A 16,355-nucleotide genomic window follows, 5' to 3' on the forward strand; every position below is an offset into this window, starting at 1 on the left:
TCGCACCGGAATCCCTGGTTTTGTGCGATTCTGCGTCTGCTCGCGCCACCTCGGGCGCCACTCGCGCCTCTCTGGGGGTCATCAGATCGGCAGCCTCACGTCGGAGACGAACGCGTCGCGCAGCCAGGACACGAAGTCGTTCCACACCCCGGTGACCAGCGCCACGCCCACCGAGATCAGCAGCACGCCACCGAAGACCTGGATTGCCCTGGTGTGCCGGCGCAACCAGCCCAGCGCGGTCACCGCCTGGGCCGAGCCCAACGCCAACAGCACGAACGGGATCCCCAGCCCCAAGCAGTAGGCGATCACCAGCGCGATGCCGCGCGCCACGTTGGCGCCGTCGGTCGCCGAGGCCACCGTGATCACCCCGGTCAGCGTCGGCCCCAGGCAGGGCGTCCAGCCGAGGGCGAACACCGCGCCCAGCAGCGGCGCGCCGACCGTCGTCGTCACCTGACGGGGGCTGAACCGGACCTGACGTTGCAGCGCCGGAATGAGTCCCACGAACACCAATCCCATGACGATGGTGAGCACGCCGCCGACCCGCTGCAGCACCAGCTGGTTGTCGATCAGCGCGGTGGTCATGCCGAGCACGACGACAGTGCCGAGCACGAACACCGTGGTGAATCCGGCGACGAACAACAGCGCAGACCCGGCCACTCGCCAACGCGCCGCGGGCGGAGCCTTGAGCGTGCCGGGGCGCTCTTGTTCTTCCTCGACGCCGACCACCGCCGCCAGATACGACAGGTAACCCGGCACCAGCGGCACCACACACGGCGACGCGAACGACACCAGCCCGGCCAACATGCACACGCCGAGCGCGACCACCAGCGGGCCGGCGGCGGCGAGGTGGGCGAAACCACTCACTGTGGTCCCGACCTCGCATCGGCAGGCGCTTCGGCGGCCACCTGCTGCACGACCGGCTGCAGATCCTCGGCCAGCAGTTCACGCAGGAAGACCGCGGCCACGCGGTGCTGGCGGTCCAGCACCAGCGTGGACGGAATCACCGTGGTCGGGTATTTACCGCCGAACGCGATCAAAGTGCGCATCGGCGGGTCGTAGATCGACGGGAACGTCACGTGCCGATCGTTGACGAAGTCCAGCGCCGCTTGACGACTGTTGTCACGCACGTCGATCCCCAGGAAGGACACCCCCGAGTCGCGGGTGGCGTCGTACACCCGCTGCAGTTGGGTGATCTCGGCCCGGCACGGGCCGCACCATTGGCCCCACACGTTGACGACGACGATGTTTCCCCGGAAATCGTCCAGCGACAGGGTGCGCGCGGGGTCGGTGAGGCTGGGCCCGGACAACGGTCCCGGCCGGCTGCGACTTTCCGGCGGGTCGTAGCGGATGTCGGTCTTGCCGCCCGGGGACACGAACTCGAACGTGCCGCCCTGGGCGACGGCGTCGCGCCCGGAGCAGCCGGTCAGCAGCCCGGCCAGCACCAGTACGACAACAGCCAAGGGCCTCACGGGGCCGCCGGCTCGGAGTACTCCACGTCGACCAGGCGGTCGTCGTCGTAGACCAGCGTGGTCACCGAGGCCAGCGCGCATTGCCGGCGCCGCGGGTCGTGCCAGAGCTTCTTGCCGGTCAGGTGCAGGCGCAGCGTCCACACCGGCAGTTGGTGACTCACGCACACCGCCTCGTGGCCGGCGCCGCGCGCGCGTGCCTTTTCCGCCGCGCCGGCCATCCGGGTCGCGACCTCGATGTAGGGCTCGCCCCAGGACGGCCGGAACGGGTTGCGCAGCTGCCACCAGTACCGCGGGCTACGCCAGGCCCCATCGCCCGGACCCATCGGCTTGCCCTCGAAAAAGTTGGCCGATTCGATCAGGTCGGGGTCGGTGTCCACGGTCAGGTTGTGCCGCGCGGCGATGGGTGCGGCGGTCTCCTGTGCGCGCTGCAGCGGCGAGGCGATCACCGCGACGATGTCGCGGTCGGCCAGGAAGTCGGCGACCGCGGCCGCCTGCGCGACGCCGTTGTCCGACAGCCGGAAGCCGGGCAGCCGGCCGTACAGGACACCGGTGGGGTTGTGCACTTCGCCGTGGCGCACCACGTGCACCCTGGTCGTCTCGGCCATCAGGTTTGGTCCTCCTGTGCCGCGGCCGCTGCGGCAGCGGCGGCGGGCAACGCGTCGGCGATTTGTCCGAAAGCACCGTCGTCAAGCGCGGCCGAGACGAACCACGCCTCGAAAGCGCTGCACGGTGGATAGATGCCCGCGTCGAGCAGGGCATGGAAGAACGGCGCGTAACGCCAGGTCTGGCTGGCGCGAGCGGCGGCGAAATCGGTGACCGGCGCCTCGGCGAAGAACACGCTGAGCATGTTCCCGGCCCGCGGAATCTGGTGTGGGACACCGGCCGCGGTGAGCGACTCGGTGAGCAGCGCGGCCAGCCGGTCGGCGTTGGCGTCCAGCGCGGCGTACACCGCGTCGTCGGCGGTCCGCAGCGTCGCCAGCCCCGCGGCCACCGCCACCGGGTTACCCGACAGGGTGCCGGCCTGATACACCGGACCCAGGGGGGCCAGTCGCTCCATCACCTCGACCCGGCCACCGAACGCCGCGGCCGGCAGTCCGCCGCTCATCACCTTGCCGAAGGTGAACAGGTCGGCATCGACGGGATCGATTCCGTACCAACCACTTCGGCTGACTCTGAAGCCGGTCATCACCTCATCCACGATCAGCAGCGCGCCGTGTTCGGCGGTGATGCTGCGCAGTGCGGCGTTGTAACCGGGCGCGGGTGGCACCACACCCATGTTTCCGGGACTGGCCTCGGTGATCACGGCGGCGATCTGCTCGCCGTGTTGCGCGAAGAGTTCCCGCACTACCTCAATGTTGTTGTACGGCAACACGATTGTGTCGGCCGCGGCCGCACCGGTGACCCCGGGTGAGGACGGCAAACCCAGCGTTGCCACTCCCGAGCCGGCGTCGACGAGCAACGCGTCGGCGTGCCCGTGGTAGCAGCCGGAGAACTTGACGATCTTCGGACGTCCGGTGTAGCCGCGCGCCAGGCGGATCGCGCTCATGGTGGCCTCGGTACCGGAGTTCACCAACCGGATGCGCTGCACGGGGTCCACCCGCCCGATGATCTCGGCGGCCAGTTCGGTCTCGGCCGGGGTCGGGGCGCCGAACGACAGGCCGTCGGCGGCGGCCTTGACCACGGCGTCGACGACGGCGGGGTGCGCGTGGCCCAGGATCATCGGACCCCAGGAACAGACCAGGTCGACGTAGGCGTTGCCGTCGGCGTCGGTGAGTCGGCAGCCATTGGCCTGCGTGATGAAGCGCGGAGTCCCGCCTACCGCGGTGAACGCCCGCACCGGCGAGTTGACTCCCCCGGGAATGACCGAGCCGGCCTCGCCGAACAGCCGCGCGGACGCCGCTACCCGCGCGCTCGCCGGACCGCCATCACCCATGCCGACCAGTGTCCCAGCCGCTGCGGCCGCTTCAACTACAGGGTGTAGAAGTTTGGCTATGCAACTACCGCATGGGCACCGGTTCGGGTGATGAAACTCACCGCGATCCGGGAGCGCTCTGTCGCCCTTCGCAGCGAGGGCAACGGTGCGCCGGCGAATGCGCTGGTCAGCTTCGCCGGCCACACCGTCTCGCTGCTGGCGATCGCCGCCGTCCGGAACGGCCGGCGCGCGGTCGGGGTGGCATTCGACTCGATCGGTCGATTCGCCCAGGGCGGGATCCTGCGCGACCGGATGATCCCGCGGGTGCTCGCCGCGTCCCCGGATGCGCTGCTTAACGACGCGGGCCTGCTCGACCCGGCCGCGGTCCTGGCGTGTGCGCTGCGCGACGAGAAGCCCGGCGGGCACGGCGACCGTGCCGCCGCCGCGGCGGCCCTGGAACTGGCCTGCTGGGACCTCAACGCCAAACTCAACGACGAGCCCGCCCACGCCACGATCGCCCGGCACTTCGGACGGCAGTCGGCCACGTCGGTCGCCGTCTACGCCGCCGGCGGCTACTACTACCCCGGCGCCGGCGTGCAGCGACTGCGCGCCGAGCTGCGCTCCTACCTGGACCTGGGGTATGACGCGGTGAAGATGAAGATCGGCGGGGCGTCGATGCCTGAGGACCTGGCCCGCATCGAGGCCGCGGTGGACCTGGTCGGGGACGGCGGGCGGGTCGCGGTGGACGCCAACGGACGATTCGCCCTCTCCGCGGCGACCGACTGGGCGGCCGTGTTGTCGCCCTACCGGCTGCGCTGGTTCGAAGAACCCGGAGATCCGCTGGATTTCGACCTGAATCATGCGGTGACGGACTGTTATGACGGTGCCGTAGCCACCGGGGAGAACCTGTTCTCGGTGCCCGACGTCGTCAACCTGGTGCGGTACGGCGGCATGCGGGCCGGCCGCGACATCTTCCAGATGGACGCCGGGCTGAGCTACGGGTTGGGTGAATACGCCCGCATGCTCTCGGTGCTCGAGGCGCACGGCTTCGACCGCCGGTTCGCCTTTCCGCACGGCGGCCACCTGATCAACCTGCACATCGCGATTGGGTTGGGCCTCGGCGGATGTGAGTCCTATCCGGGGGTGTTCCAGCCGTTCGGCGGCTACTCGCCGGATTGCGTGCTGGAGGCCGGCCGCATCTCGCCGACCGACGCGCCGGGTTTCGGGCTGGAACAAAAGCCCGGCTTGGCCGAACTGATCACCGAGCTGGGAGCGGACGCATGAAGATCGCGGTAATCGGTTGCGGTGCAATGGGTTCGATCTATGCGGCCAAACTGGCCGCGGCGGGCAACGACGTGCTGGTGGTGGACAGTTACCAACCCGGCATCGACGCGATCACCCAGCACGGTCTGCGGGTCAGCGGACCCGACTACGACCAGACCGTGCGGGTGCGCGCCGACACCGTCGCCCCGGCCGAGCCGATGGATTTGATCGTGCTAGCCGTCAAGGCCGCCGACGTGAGCACCGGTGCCCGACAGGCACTTTCGATGCTCGGTGCTGCCACGCCGGTGCTGACCATCCAGAATGGTCTGGGCTCAGCGGATACGGTCGCCGGCATCGTCGGCGAGCAACGGGTGGCGGTCGGGATCGCCAGCGGCTTCGGCGCGGCGCGGGTCGCACCTGGACATGTGCACCATAACGCCATGCGCGCCATGCGTTTTGGTGCCTACTCGTCGCTGTCCTACGAGGCGGTTGCCGAAGTGGCGCAGGTGTGGACCGTTGCGGGCTTCGACGCCGCCGCGGTCACCGACATCGCCGCCATGCAGTGGGAGAAGCTGATCTGCAATGTCGCCTACAGCGCGCCGTGTGCGCTGACGGGCCTGACCGTCGGTCAGGTGATGGATGATCCGGATATCGGCCCGGTCAGTCGGGCCGCGGCGACGGAGGCGTGGACGGTGGCGCGCGCATCCGGCATCGCCATCGACGTCGCCGATCCCGTGGCGCACGTGCGCAACTTCGGTGCGGGCATGCCCGACGCGAAACCCTCGGCACTGCTCGACCACGAGGCGCGCCGGGTCAGCGAGATCGACGTCATCAACGGCGCGGTGCCACGGCAGGGCGCTCGGGTCGGGATCGAAGCGCCGGTGAACGCGACGCTGACCGCGTTGGTCAAATCGGTTGAACGGCAATGGCGCAGCTGACGACAGGAATGGCTTCGCATTCCGGTGGGTCCGTTTCGCATCGTGTATCTGGATGAGGAAACCGTGTGCGAAAGCAGGTTTGAGCGCTAAACGCCCGGGTATGTCGAGCACGCGGCACTGCGGAGATCCGTTCTGCCGTCATCCGAGGAACTAGAACACACTGGTTCCAAATCCATTCCGCTCGATCACGGTCGAAGGGAAAATTTGAAATGCGCAAGGCAATCGCCATCTTCGGGACGGCAGCGGCTCTCAGTTTCGGCGGAGCAGGCATCGCGAGTGCCTCCGTCGACCCGGCTCCTGCCCCGTCGTCGACCACCACGCTGGCCGACAAGGACGACAACCAGAACAGCGACAAAACCGGCCTGTGGGGCCTCACCGGTCTCCTCGGCCTGGCCGGTTTGGCGGGGTTGAGGGGGCGGCGCAACGACGCCACCGTCGCACCGACCGCCACTCGTCGGCCGGCCGCCTAACCGAGACGTGCCTCCGCCGGCGATCACCGCCGGCGGAGGCGTCTCGAAAAACGCTGCGGTCGTTCACCTCTCGGTATCCCGCGCGAGCAGACGCGAAAGCCCCCTGAAACGTCCCGTTTCAGGGGCTTTTGCGTCTGCTCGGCACAACGAAATACACCCCGACCACCACCGCCCAGGACAACAGACTGAGCCACAGCTGACTGCGCGCCTGGGCATCGAAGGCCATCTGCACCAGCACCGCGGTGATCCCGACGGTGGTCAGGATCGACAGCACCGGAAACAACCACATCTTCATTCGCAGCTTGTCCGGTGATGTGCGGCGCCGCAACACGATCTGCGACAGCGCGATCAGCAGGTAGACGAACAAGATGACCGCGCCAGAAGAGTTGAGCAGGAACAGGAATACCGTGTCGGGTGACAGCCAGGACATCAGCACGCAGCCGAACCCGATCACCGACGAACACAGGATGGCGATGGCGGGCACCCCGCGCCGACTCAGCTTGACCAGCGCGGCGGGGGCCTCTCGTCGGCGTGCGAGGACGAACAACATCCGCGACGAGGTGTAGAGGCCGGAGTTCAGACACGACAGGACCGCGGTGAGCACCACGGCGTTCATCACCTGATCCGCGCCGGGCAGGCCCATGTGCGTCAGCGCGCCGACGTACGGTGATGCCCCGGGTTCCAACGAATTCCACGGCGTGACCACCACCAGCAGAAGCACCGAGCCGACGAAGAAGACCACGATGCGGGCGACCACCGACCTGGTCGCCCGCGCGATGGCCAGTTCCGGGTCCCGGCTCTCGGCGGCGGCGATCGTGACGACTTCGGCGCCGACCATGGAAAAGATCACCACGACGACGGCGCCGAGCACGGCACCCACCCCGTGGGGGAGAAATCCGCTGTGGGCGGTCAGGTTGGAGAAGTCCAACCGCCGGCCTGGCCACAGCCCCACCGCGAAGGCGGTACCCAGACCCAGGAACACCACGATGGCCGCGACTTTGATTCCGGCGAACCAGAATTCGAACTCGCCGAACGAGGACACCGAGAACAGATTGGTGACCGTCATCAACACCATCAGGCACAACGACAGGAGCCACAGCGGCGCAGGCAACCAGTAATTGAGCACCTTGCCGCCGGCGACGGCCTCGAATCCGACGACGATCACCCAGAAGTACCAGTACAGCCAGCCGACCGAAAACCCTGCCCAGCCACCCAGGGCCGTGGCGGCGTAGTCGGCGAAGGAGCCGGTCGACGGATCCGCCGCCGCCATCTCGCCCAGCATCCGCATCACCAGGACGACCAACAGCCCGCAGATCGCGTACGTCAGGAACGCGGCAGGCCCGGTCGTCGCGATCACCACACCCGAGCCGACGAACAACCCGGCGCCGATCACCCCGCCGAGGGCGATCATGCTGAGCTGCCGTTGCGACAAGTCTTGGCGCAGCTGCGAAGTGCTAGCCATGGCTAACCACAGCACATCCACGCCTCGGGGCACCATGGGGGTCACACCGCCGTTACGACTGCCTTGCAATACGGCGTGGCTCATCCCCGAGAAGGCCGTCGGCACGGCATCATTGACGCTCGTGGCCGACCTGTCCCGCCGTACGGTGCTGCGCATGGGTGCCGGCGCGGGCGCTGCGGGCCTGTTCGCGCTCGGTGCGCTGTTGGATCCAGCCAAACCCCTTGCCGCGCCCGAGGCTCCGGCGCCGTTCGACCCTCCCACCGCGGGCAAGACGCTGCCGACCAAGCTCACCGGCTCGTTCGTCTCAGCCGCGCGTGGCGGGGTCAAGACCAACTGGGTGATCGCCATGCCGCCGGGTCAGACCAAGATGCTGCGCCCGGTGATCGCCTTGCACGGCAAAGACAGCGACGCGAACATGATGCTGGACTGCGGCGTCGAGGATGCGCTGGCGCAGTTGGTTGCCGAGGGCAAACCGCCGTTCGCGGTGGTGGGTGTGGACGGCGGCGCCAGCTCCTACTGGCACCGCCGCAGCAACGGCGAGGACGCCGGGACCATGGTGCTCGAAGAACTGTTGCCGATGCTCACCTCGATGGGGATGGACACCTCCCGCGTCGGATTCCTCGGCTGGTCGATGGGCGGTTACGGCGCACTGCTGCTGGGCGCCCGTCTCGGACCGGCCCGCACCGCCGGGATCTGCGCGATCAGCCCGGCGCTGTACCTGTCCTACCTCGGCGCCGCACCCGGGGCGTTCGACAGCGTCGACGACTGGAACCGCAACACGGTATTCGGCCTCCCCGTGCTGAACTCGATACCGATCCGGGTCGACTGTGGCATCGGCGACCGCTTCTTCTTCGCCAGCAGCCAGTTCGCCGGCCAACTCAAGAAGAAGCCGGCGGGCAGCTTCTCCCCCGGCGGACACGACGTCGACTTCTGGCGTGCCCGACTACCCGGCGAGCTCGCCTGGATGGCGACCTAGCCGATGACTCCCCGGGGACGCTTCAGGCCGGACATCGAAGGCCTGCGTGCCGTGGCGGTGATCGCCGTCGTCTTCTACCACGCGGGCATCCCCGGCATCGGCGGCGGCTACATCGGCGTCGACATTTTCTTCGTCATCTCCGGCTTCCTGATCACCGGACTGCTCTGGCGCGAAGTGTCGACCACGAAAACCGTTGCGCTGGGCAGCTTCTACGCCGCACGCGCCCGCCGCCTGCTGCCGGCGGCGGCCACCGTCGGCGTCGTCACCGCCGTCGTGGCGGCCATCGTGCTGCCACCGCTGCAGGCCCGACGGGTGTTCGTCGACGGTATCGCCAGCATGCTCTACGTCGGCAACTACCGGTTCGCGGTCCAGGGCACCGACTACATGGGTTCCGACCTGCCGTCACCGTTCCAGCATTACTGGTCGCTAGGTGTGGAGGAGCAGTTCTATCTGGTGTGGCCGGCCCTGATCATCGGCACGGCGTGGTTGGTCGGCCGGTTCCGCCCCGTCCTGGTGTCCAGGACGGCACCGTATGCCGTGGTGTTGGCGTTGGTCGGGGTGGCGTCGTTGGCCGCGGCGGTGTTCTGGACGCACATCTCGCCGCCGTGGGCGTTCTTCTCGCTGCCCACCCGGGCTTGGGAGTTGGCCGCCGGCGGGCTGGTGGCGCTGACCATCGACCAGTGGCGGCGGCTGCCGTTGTTGCCCGCGACGATCGTCGGCTGGGGAGGTCTGGGGCTGATCCTGCTGACCTGCACTCAGTTGGGGCCGCACACCCCGTATCCCGGCACGTCGGCGCTGCTGCCGGTGCTCGGCACCGCGCTGGTGATCGGCGGGGGGTGCGTGACCGGGGGCATGGGGGTCGGCCGGGTGCTGTGCCCGCCGGTGATGCGGGCGATCGGGCGGGTGTCGTACTCGTGGTACCTGTGGCACTGGCCGGTGCTGCTGCTCCTGCCGCCCCTGCTGGGCGATCCCGGCGGGCTGCCGGGCCGGCTGGCGGCGACGACGGTGTCGGCCGGTCTTGCGCTGATCACCATGCATGCGGTGGAGAATCCCGGCCGGTTCGCCGCGGCGTTGCGCCGCTCGGCCAAGGCCAGCCTGGCGGTCGCCGGTGCGGCCAGTGCCGTCGCGGCGTGCGCGTGTGCGGTGTTGCTGACGGCCGTGCCGGCGCCGGTGGGTCACGGGGCCGCGGCTCCGCAGGCCAAGATCGCGGCGCTACCTCCGGCCCCCGACCCGCAGGTCAGTCCGCAGGAAGCCGCGGTACGTCAGGCGTTCGCGCAGGCCCGTGCGGCGTTGGCGGCATCTGCCGGGTTGCGTGCGGTGCCGTCCAATCTGAACCCGTCGCTGGCCGCGGCGCCGGCTGACAAGGCGCCGGTGTTCGTCAACGGCTGCATGCGTTCCTGGCGCGACGTCGGCCAGAGCGAATGCGCGACGGCGGACATCGCCTCGCCTGTCCGGGTCACGCTGATCGGCGACTCGCACGCCGCGATGTGGGACCCGGCGCTGCAGCGGGTCGCCACCGAGCGGCACTGGCGGCTGGAGACGATGGCCAAGGTCACCTGCCCGTTCCTGGACCTGCCGATCGTCAGCCCCTACCTGGGCCGCAAGTACACCGAGTGCGAGCAGTGGCGGGCCGAGATCGTCGACCGACTGAGGGCCGAGCGGCCGCGGCTGGTGGTGCTGAGCATGAGCCGCCGGTATCACGGTGACTTCAGCTTCGCCTCCTACGATCCGGCCTGGATCGACAAGCTGGGGGCCATCGTGGCCTACCTGCGCGGCATGGGGTCGACCGTGCTGGTGCTGGGCCCGGTCGCCGACCCGCAATCGTCGGCGCCGACGTGCCTGTCCGCGCATCTGGACAACGCGGGCGCCTGCGCACCGGCGCGATCGGTCGCGGTCAACGGCGACGGCGTCGCGGCCGAGCAGCGGGTGACGACCGCGGCCGGCGGCTCCTACGCCGACCTGACCGACCTGTTCTGCACCCCCGAGCGCTGCCCGATGATCGTCGGCAACACCCTGGTGTTCCGCGACGACAACCACGTCACCACGCAGTACGCGCAGTTGCTGGCGCCGGTGATCGGGGCGTTGGCCGACCGCGCGCTGTCGGGTGCCTGAATTGCGTCGAATTCGTGGCGACATCGTTGCCGAATGAACCACGATCTCGCGCCGAACGTGGTACGAATGAAAGGGTTTTGGAGGTTTTGATGATGAGTCCGATTGTTGCGGTACTGCTCACCGCAGCCGCGCCGGTCGCCGGACTCGGTCTAGTGCAGCTGCAGGCTCGACTCGAACGTTGGGACTACGAGCGGCACGCGGAGGACTGAGACGCGAATCGACTGAGCGGCAACCGATTTGGGGTTGCTACGTCCGTTTCAGTTCAGCTTTGGCCTCTTTGAGCGCCTGCGCGGCATCGCGACCGGCTTTGAGCGCCTTTTCGTAATTGTTCTCAGCACTGGCTACCGCACGCTCTGCCTTGCTCAGGGCCGCCGCTGCCTCGTCACGCCGCGTCCGGGCGGCGTCACGCTCCGCTCGCCGGTCGGTGAGTGCACTCTTGGCCTCCGACGCCGCCTGCTCGGCCGCGGCCACCGCGGCCGTCAACTTTTCCCGCTCCCGCTTCGGCGCCTGTTTGGCCGTCGGCGCGGACCGCTTGGATGCGGTCGGCGCTGAAACCGCCGCGCTGTCGCCGAACTCGCCGAAGCCAGACCAGCGTTCGGCCTTGGTCAGGCGGCCAAGGCGCGCCCGCACTTCGGGGTCGGCGATCGCGGCTTGCAGCGTGCCCGTGATGTCGTCGCGAATCGACGCCGACGGGCTCTTCATCTCGGCCGCATCGATTGCGGCTTCGGTGAGTTCGTTGATCAGACGGTGTTGCCGCGCGGACAACTCCCGGATCTGTGCGCCGTCCATCGCGGCGTGCGCATCGCGCAGCCTGTCACCCAACTCGCCCAAGCGGGTCTGCGCGTCCCTATGGTCGATCACCAACCGGTTGACGATCCACGCCGCTGTGGTGGGTTTGCGGGCTGCGGAAAGCCGTTTGGCCGCTTCGGTATCGCCGCGCTTCTTGGCCGCGGCGGCCAGGGTTCTTGCGTTCGGCGGTGAACTGATCCGCCGGGACCCGGTACAGGGTATCGAGCTCGTCGTCGGCCATAACGCCATGATCTCTCGCGTCTGGGTGAGCTAGCCAACGGTTTGAAGCCCATGTCGTTGGCTAATTCCCTCGGTGATGAAAGCCAACATGTTCCTAGGTCGGTTTCTGTCCGTGCTCATGGTGCTCGGACTGGCGGTATCGGCCTGCCATTCCCCGGGTGACGCGCCGGCCGCGACGGGTCCGGCGCGGGTGACGATCACGCCGGGTCCGGATGCGCGCGATGTCCAGCCGGCGGCGCCGGTGCAGGTGAAAGCCGACGCGGGAACACTCGTCGAGGTACGCATGGTCAACGACGCCGGCAAGCCGGTCGACGGCGTCATGACACCCGATAGCACCGTGTGGAAACCGACCGGTCCGCTGGGTTACGCGCGCACCTACACCCTCAACGTCACCAGCCGCGGCACCAACGGCGTTGAGAATAGGCAGGTTTCGTCCTTCGCCACGGTGCGGCCGTCCAACCAGACCAAGGTGTCGTTCACGATGACGTCGGAGGCCACGTTGCGGGAAGGCGGCACCTACGGGGTCGGGACGGTGGTGGTCGCGCACTTCGACGAGGAGATCGCCGATCGGGCGGCCGCCGAGCGTCAGCTGGTGGTGACCACCAACCCCGCCGTGCCGGGATCCTGGCATTGGGTCGACTCGCAGAACGCCCACTGGCGACCGGAGCACTACTACGCACCCGGTACCACGGTGACGGCCGAAGCCAAGATCTACGGTATTGCGTTGGGCGGCGGCATGTTCGGGCAGGAGGACAGCCGGGTGTCATTTCGCATCGGGGATGCGCACGTGTCCATCGCCGATGACACCACCAAGATGGTCAGCGTCTTCGACAACGGGAAACTGGCCCGGACGATGCCGACCTCCATGGGGATGGGCGGCACCGAGACCGTCGGCGGACGGACCTTGTCGTTCTGGACTCCGCCGGGCGTCTACACCGTGCTGGACAGGGGAAACCCGGTGATCATGGATTCCTCGACATTCGGGCTGCCGAAGAATTCCCGGCTCGGATACCGCGAGACGATCAATTACGCCACCCGGATCAGCATCGACGGCATCTATCTGCATCAGCTGGATTCGACGGTGTGGGCTCAGGGCCATACCAATACCTCACACGGCTGCCTGAACCTCAACGGCGAGAACGCCAAATGGTTCTACGACTTCTCCGTGCCGGGCGACGTCGTCGAGGTGCGAAACACCGGTGGGGCGCCGTTGAAGATCGAGCAGAACGGCGACTGGACGATCAGTTGGGACGAGTGGCGCAAGGGGAGCGCGCTGGCGCCCTCGTAGCGTTGGGCGTTCCGTTCGGTCGAGCCCCGCTCACCGTGCCAACTGCGTCCGCACCAACGGCGCGATCTTGCGCGCCATGTATAGATGCCCCGCATCGTTGGGGTGCACGCCGTCCGTGCCGATCAGGTCCGGCCGGTCGACGAACCACCGCTGGTCGATCGGGTCGACGAACGCCGCACCGGCGCCCCGGGCCGCGGCGTGCAGCACGTCGCGAATCTGCAATACCGCAACGGGCACGTCGGCGGTGGGCCACGGCGGTCCGATCACCAGGAACCGCGCCGACGGCGCCAGACGGCGCGCGGCCTCGAAGGTGATGCGCACCCGGTCGGCGAGTAACCCGGGCTCGACACCCTGGTCGTTGCGGGAGCCGTAGAACATGACCAGCACGTCGTCGGGCTTGACCGCCCGCGCGGTCAGATCAGCGAACACACTGCCGCGGGAACCGACCATGCCGTACCCGGCGCGGCCCTCGGCCGCCACGTCGGCATCGATGCGCAGGCCCCGCGCCGAAAGCAGCTGCCAGGCACGGGCCGTCCACGCTTTCGGCCCGAGCCCACCCTCGTCGGTGCCGGTGGTGTAGGAGTCGCCGATCACCGCGATGCGGCTCATCCGGAAGTCGAAACTCGTTGGGCGATAAGCCCACTGCGCCGTGATCGGAGCGACCAGACCGAGCACGAACGCGACACCGATGACCCACGTGGCCAGCCGATCCACCACCACGCGCCTCCATAAAAGACGTTTCAGACCAGTCCCTGAATCGTAGGCCGATGTCGACGCGAACTCTCGTCAACGCGCGGTGAGCGTCAGATCGCCGCGGCCCGCGCCGAGCTCTCTTCGCGTGCGACGTGGATGGGATCGAGATTGGTGCCCGGGGAATCGTCGGGTTCATGGCCTGCGGGGGTGGGCCGGGCATCGACCATCCGGCGCATCCAACGCCGCGCGGGCTCTTCCACGAACCGGTACAGCAGCATCGACAGCCCCACCGAGATCGCCAGCAGCCCAAAGATATTCCACTTCCACGGACTGTCCTGCTCCCAAGGACGCAATTCGAAGTTCACCACCGCCCACGTCCACGGCGTGTGCACCAACTCGTGCACCATGTACAGGCAGAACGAGATCTCCCCGCCGTAGACCATCAGTCGCGTCGAGAGCAGCGCAGGCAGGCTGCCGATGCCGATCGCCAGGGTTATCACCAGCGGCACGAACAGCAGATCGACCACCCCGCTGCTGTCATACACCCCGGTGATCGGGTGCGCATCGAGGAAGTAGAGGATGCCGACGAGTGCCACGACGAGCAGCAGGGACAGATACCCGGCGATGCGACGCCCGCGCTCGCCGAGCCGCAGCCGGCGCACGGCCGCGCAGGCTATCGCTCCGGCGGCGAACTGGGTCACGATGCGCGGCAACCAACTCCACGGCGTGTAGAAGACCCCGCTGGCTAGCAGCAGCACCACCGGCGGCAAGGACGCCGCAACCGCCAGCATCATCAGCCCACGCGCCCGCGTCGCGTGCTGGATCCGCCAGATGATCAGCACCAGCCCGCCGAACAGCAGGTAGGCCAGCCATTCGGCGCTGATCGACCAGGCCGGCCCGTCCCAGCTGGACAGGTCGAAGTAGGGCTGATACCAGAGCTGAATCAGCAGCACCTGCCGCACGTAGCTGATCGCGGTCAGCCGGCCGATGTCGGGCGAGGGCGTGTGCCCGATGTGCAGGGTAAGAATCCACCAGAAGGCCGCCAGGTGCAGGGTCACCAGGTACACCGGCCACACCCTGGCCAGCCGCAGCCACAGGAAGTGCACGGTAGCGCGCAGCGACCATGAGTGGCCCATGCGGTCGAGATAGTTCCACGTCAGGACGAACCCGCTGAGGATGAAGAACAGGTCGACGCCCTGCGCGCCGCAGTTGAGCACCGGCGCCAAGTTCTCCCGCAGGTCGGGCGAGACGTCGGCAACCATGGGCCGGAAGTGGAACAGCACCACCCATACCGCGGCGACGATGCGGAGTCCGGTCAGGGCCTTGATCTCACCCTTGATCTGGCCCTTGAGTTCTCCGCTTGGCACGTGGTTCTTTCCGTCTGGTCTCTGGCCAGAGCAGCCTAACAGCCGCTTCTTAGCAAAGAATTAGTCGTAACTACCGGTCCCTTTATGTTTTGCGGGCACCTTATAGGCAAGGTTTGGTCTTCCACGGTTGGGGAGACGGCCGCGGGGAAATGGGGCAGTTCATGACGATTGCGATCGCAGGACCGGTTTCGGGCGCCGTCGACTGTGGCGGTGCACAGATCCGAGCGCACTGCCGCCACCTGGCCACCGTGGTCACCATTCGCGGCGAGATCGACGCCGTCAACGTCGACCGGGTCGGCGAGTATGTCCGGCGTTTCGTCCTCGGTGACAGCCCGATCGTTCTCGACCTCAGCGAACTGGACCACTTCTCCACCGCGGGGATCTCGCTGTTCTGCGTGCTCGACGAGGAGTGCCGCGCCGCCGGGGTGGAGTGGATGATCGTCGCCAACCCGATCGTGGGCGCATTGCTGGCAGACTCCGACGACACACCGTTCCCGGTCACCCGCTCCGTGCACGCGGCACTGCGACACCTGGCCGACGGCATCGCGGCGCGCCGCCGGCTGGTATTGCCGCTGGTCAAGAAGTCCGCGTAGCGGTCCGTCGCAACCTGGCCAGACCGACCACCGCGAAAATCCCGGCGACCGTCGCCAACGACAGCGTCAGCACCAACTGCTGCGGGTGGTAGACGACCGACCACGTGGACGGTTGCCCCTCGGCCACCGGCGCAACCGCGATCGTCGAGCGGGTATGTAGCCAGCACAAACCGGTCGCCACCGCCGCGGCCCCCGCCAGCACCAGTTCGACGACAGCGCGGGCCTTCACAGCTGCGACTCGTCGTCGTCGATGTCCAGATCGTCGGCGATATCCGGGACGAAAGGCCCATGCCGCCGCTCGACCAGCGGCGTCAACACGTCCCGCAGGTGGCGATGACGACGGGCCCAGGCCTGCGCGGTGCGCCCGCCGGTGAGTTTCAGGCCGATGCCGTAGCGGCCGCGCGGCACCCCCACGAGCTCGCCGAGCGCCCGCGCCGTCTGCCATCTGGCCAGCGTTTTCCCCGAGGCCACCGAGTTCTCGGCTTCCGGGAACACCTTGACGATCTCGGACACCAGGATGGTCTCGGTGCCCTGCCGTAACGCGTCCTCGGTCAACTCGACGGAGGTGTGGATCCGCGCGGCGTGCACCTGTAACCCCACGAACGCCGTCACCAGCACGAGGAAGACGGCGGGCACCAGCAGCGAGATCTGCACATGGTTGCTCCATTGGATGTAGATCAGCGACGCCGCCGACGCCGGGCCGGCCAGCAACCAGTACCGGCTGGCGCCCGGTTCGTAGAACAAGGGCTGGTCTTCCGTGGGATCCCCCGCTGCTGTCATGTG

General features: G+C 68.1%; 16 protein-coding genes and 1 pseudogene. 7 read left to right on the plus strand and 10 right to left on the minus strand.

All coding sequences use genetic code 11. The features are described 5' to 3' along the window. Window positions 1-81: 81 nt before the first annotated feature. The 4 genes from AC5Y4D_RS10555 to hemL are packed head-to-tail and all read right to left on the minus strand — an operon-like array spanning window position 82 to window position 3,402. A complete protein-coding gene (locus tag AC5Y4D_RS10555; RefSeq protein WP_499944264.1) occupies window positions 82-864 on the minus strand; it encodes a cytochrome c biogenesis CcdA family protein in 783 nt (260 codons plus the stop codon). Further along, complete coding sequence (locus AC5Y4D_RS10560; RefSeq protein ID WP_499944263.1) at window positions 861-1,469, minus strand: TlpA disulfide reductase family protein; 609 nt, start codon at window positions 1,467-1,469, stop codon at window positions 861-863. The genes AC5Y4D_RS10555 and AC5Y4D_RS10560 overlap by 4 nt, the downstream gene beginning before the upstream one ends. Beyond that, window positions 1,466-2,074, minus strand: a complete 609-nt coding sequence (locus AC5Y4D_RS10565; protein WP_499944262.1) for a histidine phosphatase family protein — start codon at window positions 2,072-2,074, stop codon at window positions 1,466-1,468. The genes AC5Y4D_RS10560 and AC5Y4D_RS10565 overlap by 4 nt, the downstream gene beginning before the upstream one ends. Beyond that, window positions 2,074-3,402, minus strand: coding sequence for a glutamate-1-semialdehyde 2,1-aminomutase (gene hemL / locus AC5Y4D_RS10570; protein ID WP_499944261.1), 1,329 nt, complete (start codon window positions 3,400-3,402; stop codon window positions 2,074-2,076). The genes AC5Y4D_RS10565 and hemL overlap by 1 nt, the downstream gene beginning before the upstream one ends. 90 nt (window positions 3,403-3,492) lie before the next feature. Here hemL and AC5Y4D_RS10575 point away from each other — a divergent pair, with 90 nt between their 5' ends. From AC5Y4D_RS10575 to AC5Y4D_RS10585, 3 genes are all read left to right on the plus strand, one after another. Further along, on the plus strand, window positions 3,493-4,665 hold the full coding sequence (locus tag AC5Y4D_RS10575; protein WP_499944260.1) for an enolase C-terminal domain-like protein: 1,173 nt from the start codon (window positions 3,493-3,495) through the stop codon (window positions 4,663-4,665). Beyond that, entirely contained in the window at window positions 4,662-5,582 is a 921-nt protein-coding gene (locus AC5Y4D_RS10580) for a ketopantoate reductase family protein (protein ID WP_499944259.1), read from the plus strand. Before AC5Y4D_RS10575 ends, AC5Y4D_RS10580 begins: the two co-directional genes overlap by 4 nt. Before the next feature lie 209 nt (window positions 5,583-5,791). After that, complete coding sequence (locus tag AC5Y4D_RS10585; RefSeq protein WP_499944258.1) at window positions 5,792-6,052, plus strand: WGxxGxxG family protein; 261 nt, start codon at window positions 5,792-5,794, stop codon at window positions 6,050-6,052. A gap of 118 nt (window positions 6,053-6,170) precedes the next feature. On the opposite strand, the gene AC5Y4D_RS10590 is transcribed toward AC5Y4D_RS10585, so the two are convergent. After that, window positions 6,171-7,514, minus strand: a complete 1,344-nt coding sequence (locus AC5Y4D_RS10590) for an amino acid permease (protein ID WP_499944257.1) — start codon at window positions 7,512-7,514, stop codon at window positions 6,171-6,173. Window positions 7,515-7,668: 154 nt separating this feature from the next. Between AC5Y4D_RS10590 and AC5Y4D_RS10595 the strand changes: the two genes are divergently transcribed. After that, window positions 7,669-8,490 carry an alpha/beta hydrolase gene (locus AC5Y4D_RS10595; RefSeq protein ID WP_499944431.1) on the plus strand — a complete coding sequence of 274 codons (822 nt, stop codon included), beginning with the start codon at window positions 7,669-7,671 and terminating at the stop codon, window positions 8,488-8,490. A gap of 3 nt (window positions 8,491-8,493) precedes the next feature. Beyond that, window positions 8,494-10,602 carry an acyltransferase family protein gene (locus AC5Y4D_RS10600; RefSeq protein ID WP_499944771.1) on the plus strand — a complete coding sequence of 703 codons (2,109 nt, stop codon included), beginning with the start codon at window positions 8,494-8,496 and terminating at the stop codon, window positions 10,600-10,602. Window positions 10,603-10,848: 246 nt separating this feature from the next. Here AC5Y4D_RS10600 and AC5Y4D_RS10605 read toward each other — a convergent pair. Beyond that, window positions 10,849-11,632 (minus strand): annotated as a pseudogene (locus AC5Y4D_RS10605) (hypothetical protein). 117 nt (window positions 11,633-11,749) lie between these two features. On the opposite strand from AC5Y4D_RS10605, the gene AC5Y4D_RS10610 reads away from it, so the two are divergent. Further along, the gene (locus tag AC5Y4D_RS10610; protein WP_499944786.1) at window positions 11,750-12,919 is read left to right on the plus strand and encodes a L,D-transpeptidase; all 1,170 of its coding nucleotides are present in this window, start codon (window positions 11,750-11,752) and stop codon (window positions 12,917-12,919) included. A 30-nt stretch (window positions 12,920-12,949) separates the two neighbouring features. Here AC5Y4D_RS10610 and AC5Y4D_RS10615 read toward each other — a convergent pair whose 3' ends face one another. Both AC5Y4D_RS10615 and AC5Y4D_RS10620 read right to left on the minus strand, forming a co-directional pair. Next, window positions 12,950-13,633, minus strand: coding sequence for an Rv0518 family GDSL lipase (locus AC5Y4D_RS10615; RefSeq protein ID WP_499944785.1), 684 nt, complete (start codon window positions 13,631-13,633; stop codon window positions 12,950-12,952). An 89-nt stretch (window positions 13,634-13,722) separates the two neighbouring features. Next, on the minus strand, window positions 13,723-14,979 hold the full coding sequence (locus AC5Y4D_RS10620; RefSeq protein WP_499944770.1) for an acyltransferase family protein: 1,257 nt from the start codon (window positions 14,977-14,979) through the stop codon (window positions 13,723-13,725). A gap of 161 nt (window positions 14,980-15,140) precedes the next feature. Here AC5Y4D_RS10620 and AC5Y4D_RS10625 point away from each other — a divergent pair, with 161 nt between their 5' ends. Beyond that, entirely contained in the window at window positions 15,141-15,572 is a 432-nt protein-coding gene (locus AC5Y4D_RS10625) for an STAS domain-containing protein (RefSeq protein WP_499944769.1), read from the plus strand. Here the strand turns inward: AC5Y4D_RS10625 and AC5Y4D_RS10630 are convergent. After that, window positions 15,556-15,801 (minus strand): hypothetical protein, encoded by a 246-nt coding sequence (locus AC5Y4D_RS10630; protein WP_499944768.1) that lies wholly within the window; start codon window positions 15,799-15,801, stop codon window positions 15,556-15,558. The genes AC5Y4D_RS10625 and AC5Y4D_RS10630 overlap by 17 nt on opposite strands. Further along, window positions 15,798-16,352, minus strand: a complete 555-nt coding sequence (mce1N, locus tag AC5Y4D_RS10635; protein ID WP_499944767.1) for a transport-regulating membrane protein Mce1N — start codon at window positions 16,350-16,352, stop codon at window positions 15,798-15,800. The genes AC5Y4D_RS10630 and mce1N overlap by 4 nt, the downstream gene beginning before the upstream one ends. Between the last annotated feature and the right edge of the window lie 3 nt (window positions 16,353-16,355).

Source organism: Mycobacterium sp. NGS67 (genome assembly GCF_059812185.1).

What these genes read in the sequence shown, in the direction of transcription:
- AC5Y4D_RS10600 (WP_499944771.1), top strand. Translation starts at nt 8,494, where the DNA reads ATGACTCCCCGGGGACGCTTCAGGCCGGACATCGAAGGCCTGCGTGCC.
- AC5Y4D_RS10610 (WP_499944786.1), top strand. Translation starts at nt 11,750, where the DNA reads ATGGTGCTCGGACTGGCGGTATCGGCCTGCCATTCCCCGGGTGACGCG.
- AC5Y4D_RS10595 (WP_499944431.1), top strand. Translation starts at nt 7,669, where the DNA reads ATGGGTGCCGGCGCGGGCGCTGCGGGCCTGTTCGCGCTCGGTGCGCTG.
- mce1N (WP_499944767.1), bottom strand. Translation starts at nt 16,352, where the DNA reads ATGACAGCAGCGGGGGATCCCACGGAAGACCAGCCCTTGTTCTACGAA.
- AC5Y4D_RS10590 (WP_499944257.1), bottom strand. Translation starts at nt 7,514, where the DNA reads ATGGCTAGCACTTCGCAGCTGCGCCAAGACTTGTCGCAACGGCAGCTC.
- AC5Y4D_RS10575 (WP_499944260.1), top strand. Translation starts at nt 3,493, where the DNA reads ATGAAACTCACCGCGATCCGGGAGCGCTCTGTCGCCCTTCGCAGCGAG.
- AC5Y4D_RS10565 (WP_499944262.1), bottom strand. Translation starts at nt 2,074, where the DNA reads ATGGCCGAGACGACCAGGGTGCACGTGGTGCGCCACGGCGAAGTGCAC.
- AC5Y4D_RS10585 (WP_499944258.1), top strand. Translation starts at nt 5,792, where the DNA reads ATGCGCAAGGCAATCGCCATCTTCGGGACGGCAGCGGCTCTCAGTTTC.
- hemL (WP_499944261.1), bottom strand. Translation starts at nt 3,402, where the DNA reads ATGGGTGATGGCGGTCCGGCGAGCGCGCGGGTAGCGGCGTCCGCGCGG.
- AC5Y4D_RS10580 (WP_499944259.1), top strand. Translation starts at nt 4,662, where the DNA reads ATGAAGATCGCGGTAATCGGTTGCGGTGCAATGGGTTCGATCTATGCG.
- AC5Y4D_RS10625 (WP_499944769.1), top strand. Translation starts at nt 15,141, where the DNA reads ATGACGATTGCGATCGCAGGACCGGTTTCGGGCGCCGTCGACTGTGGC.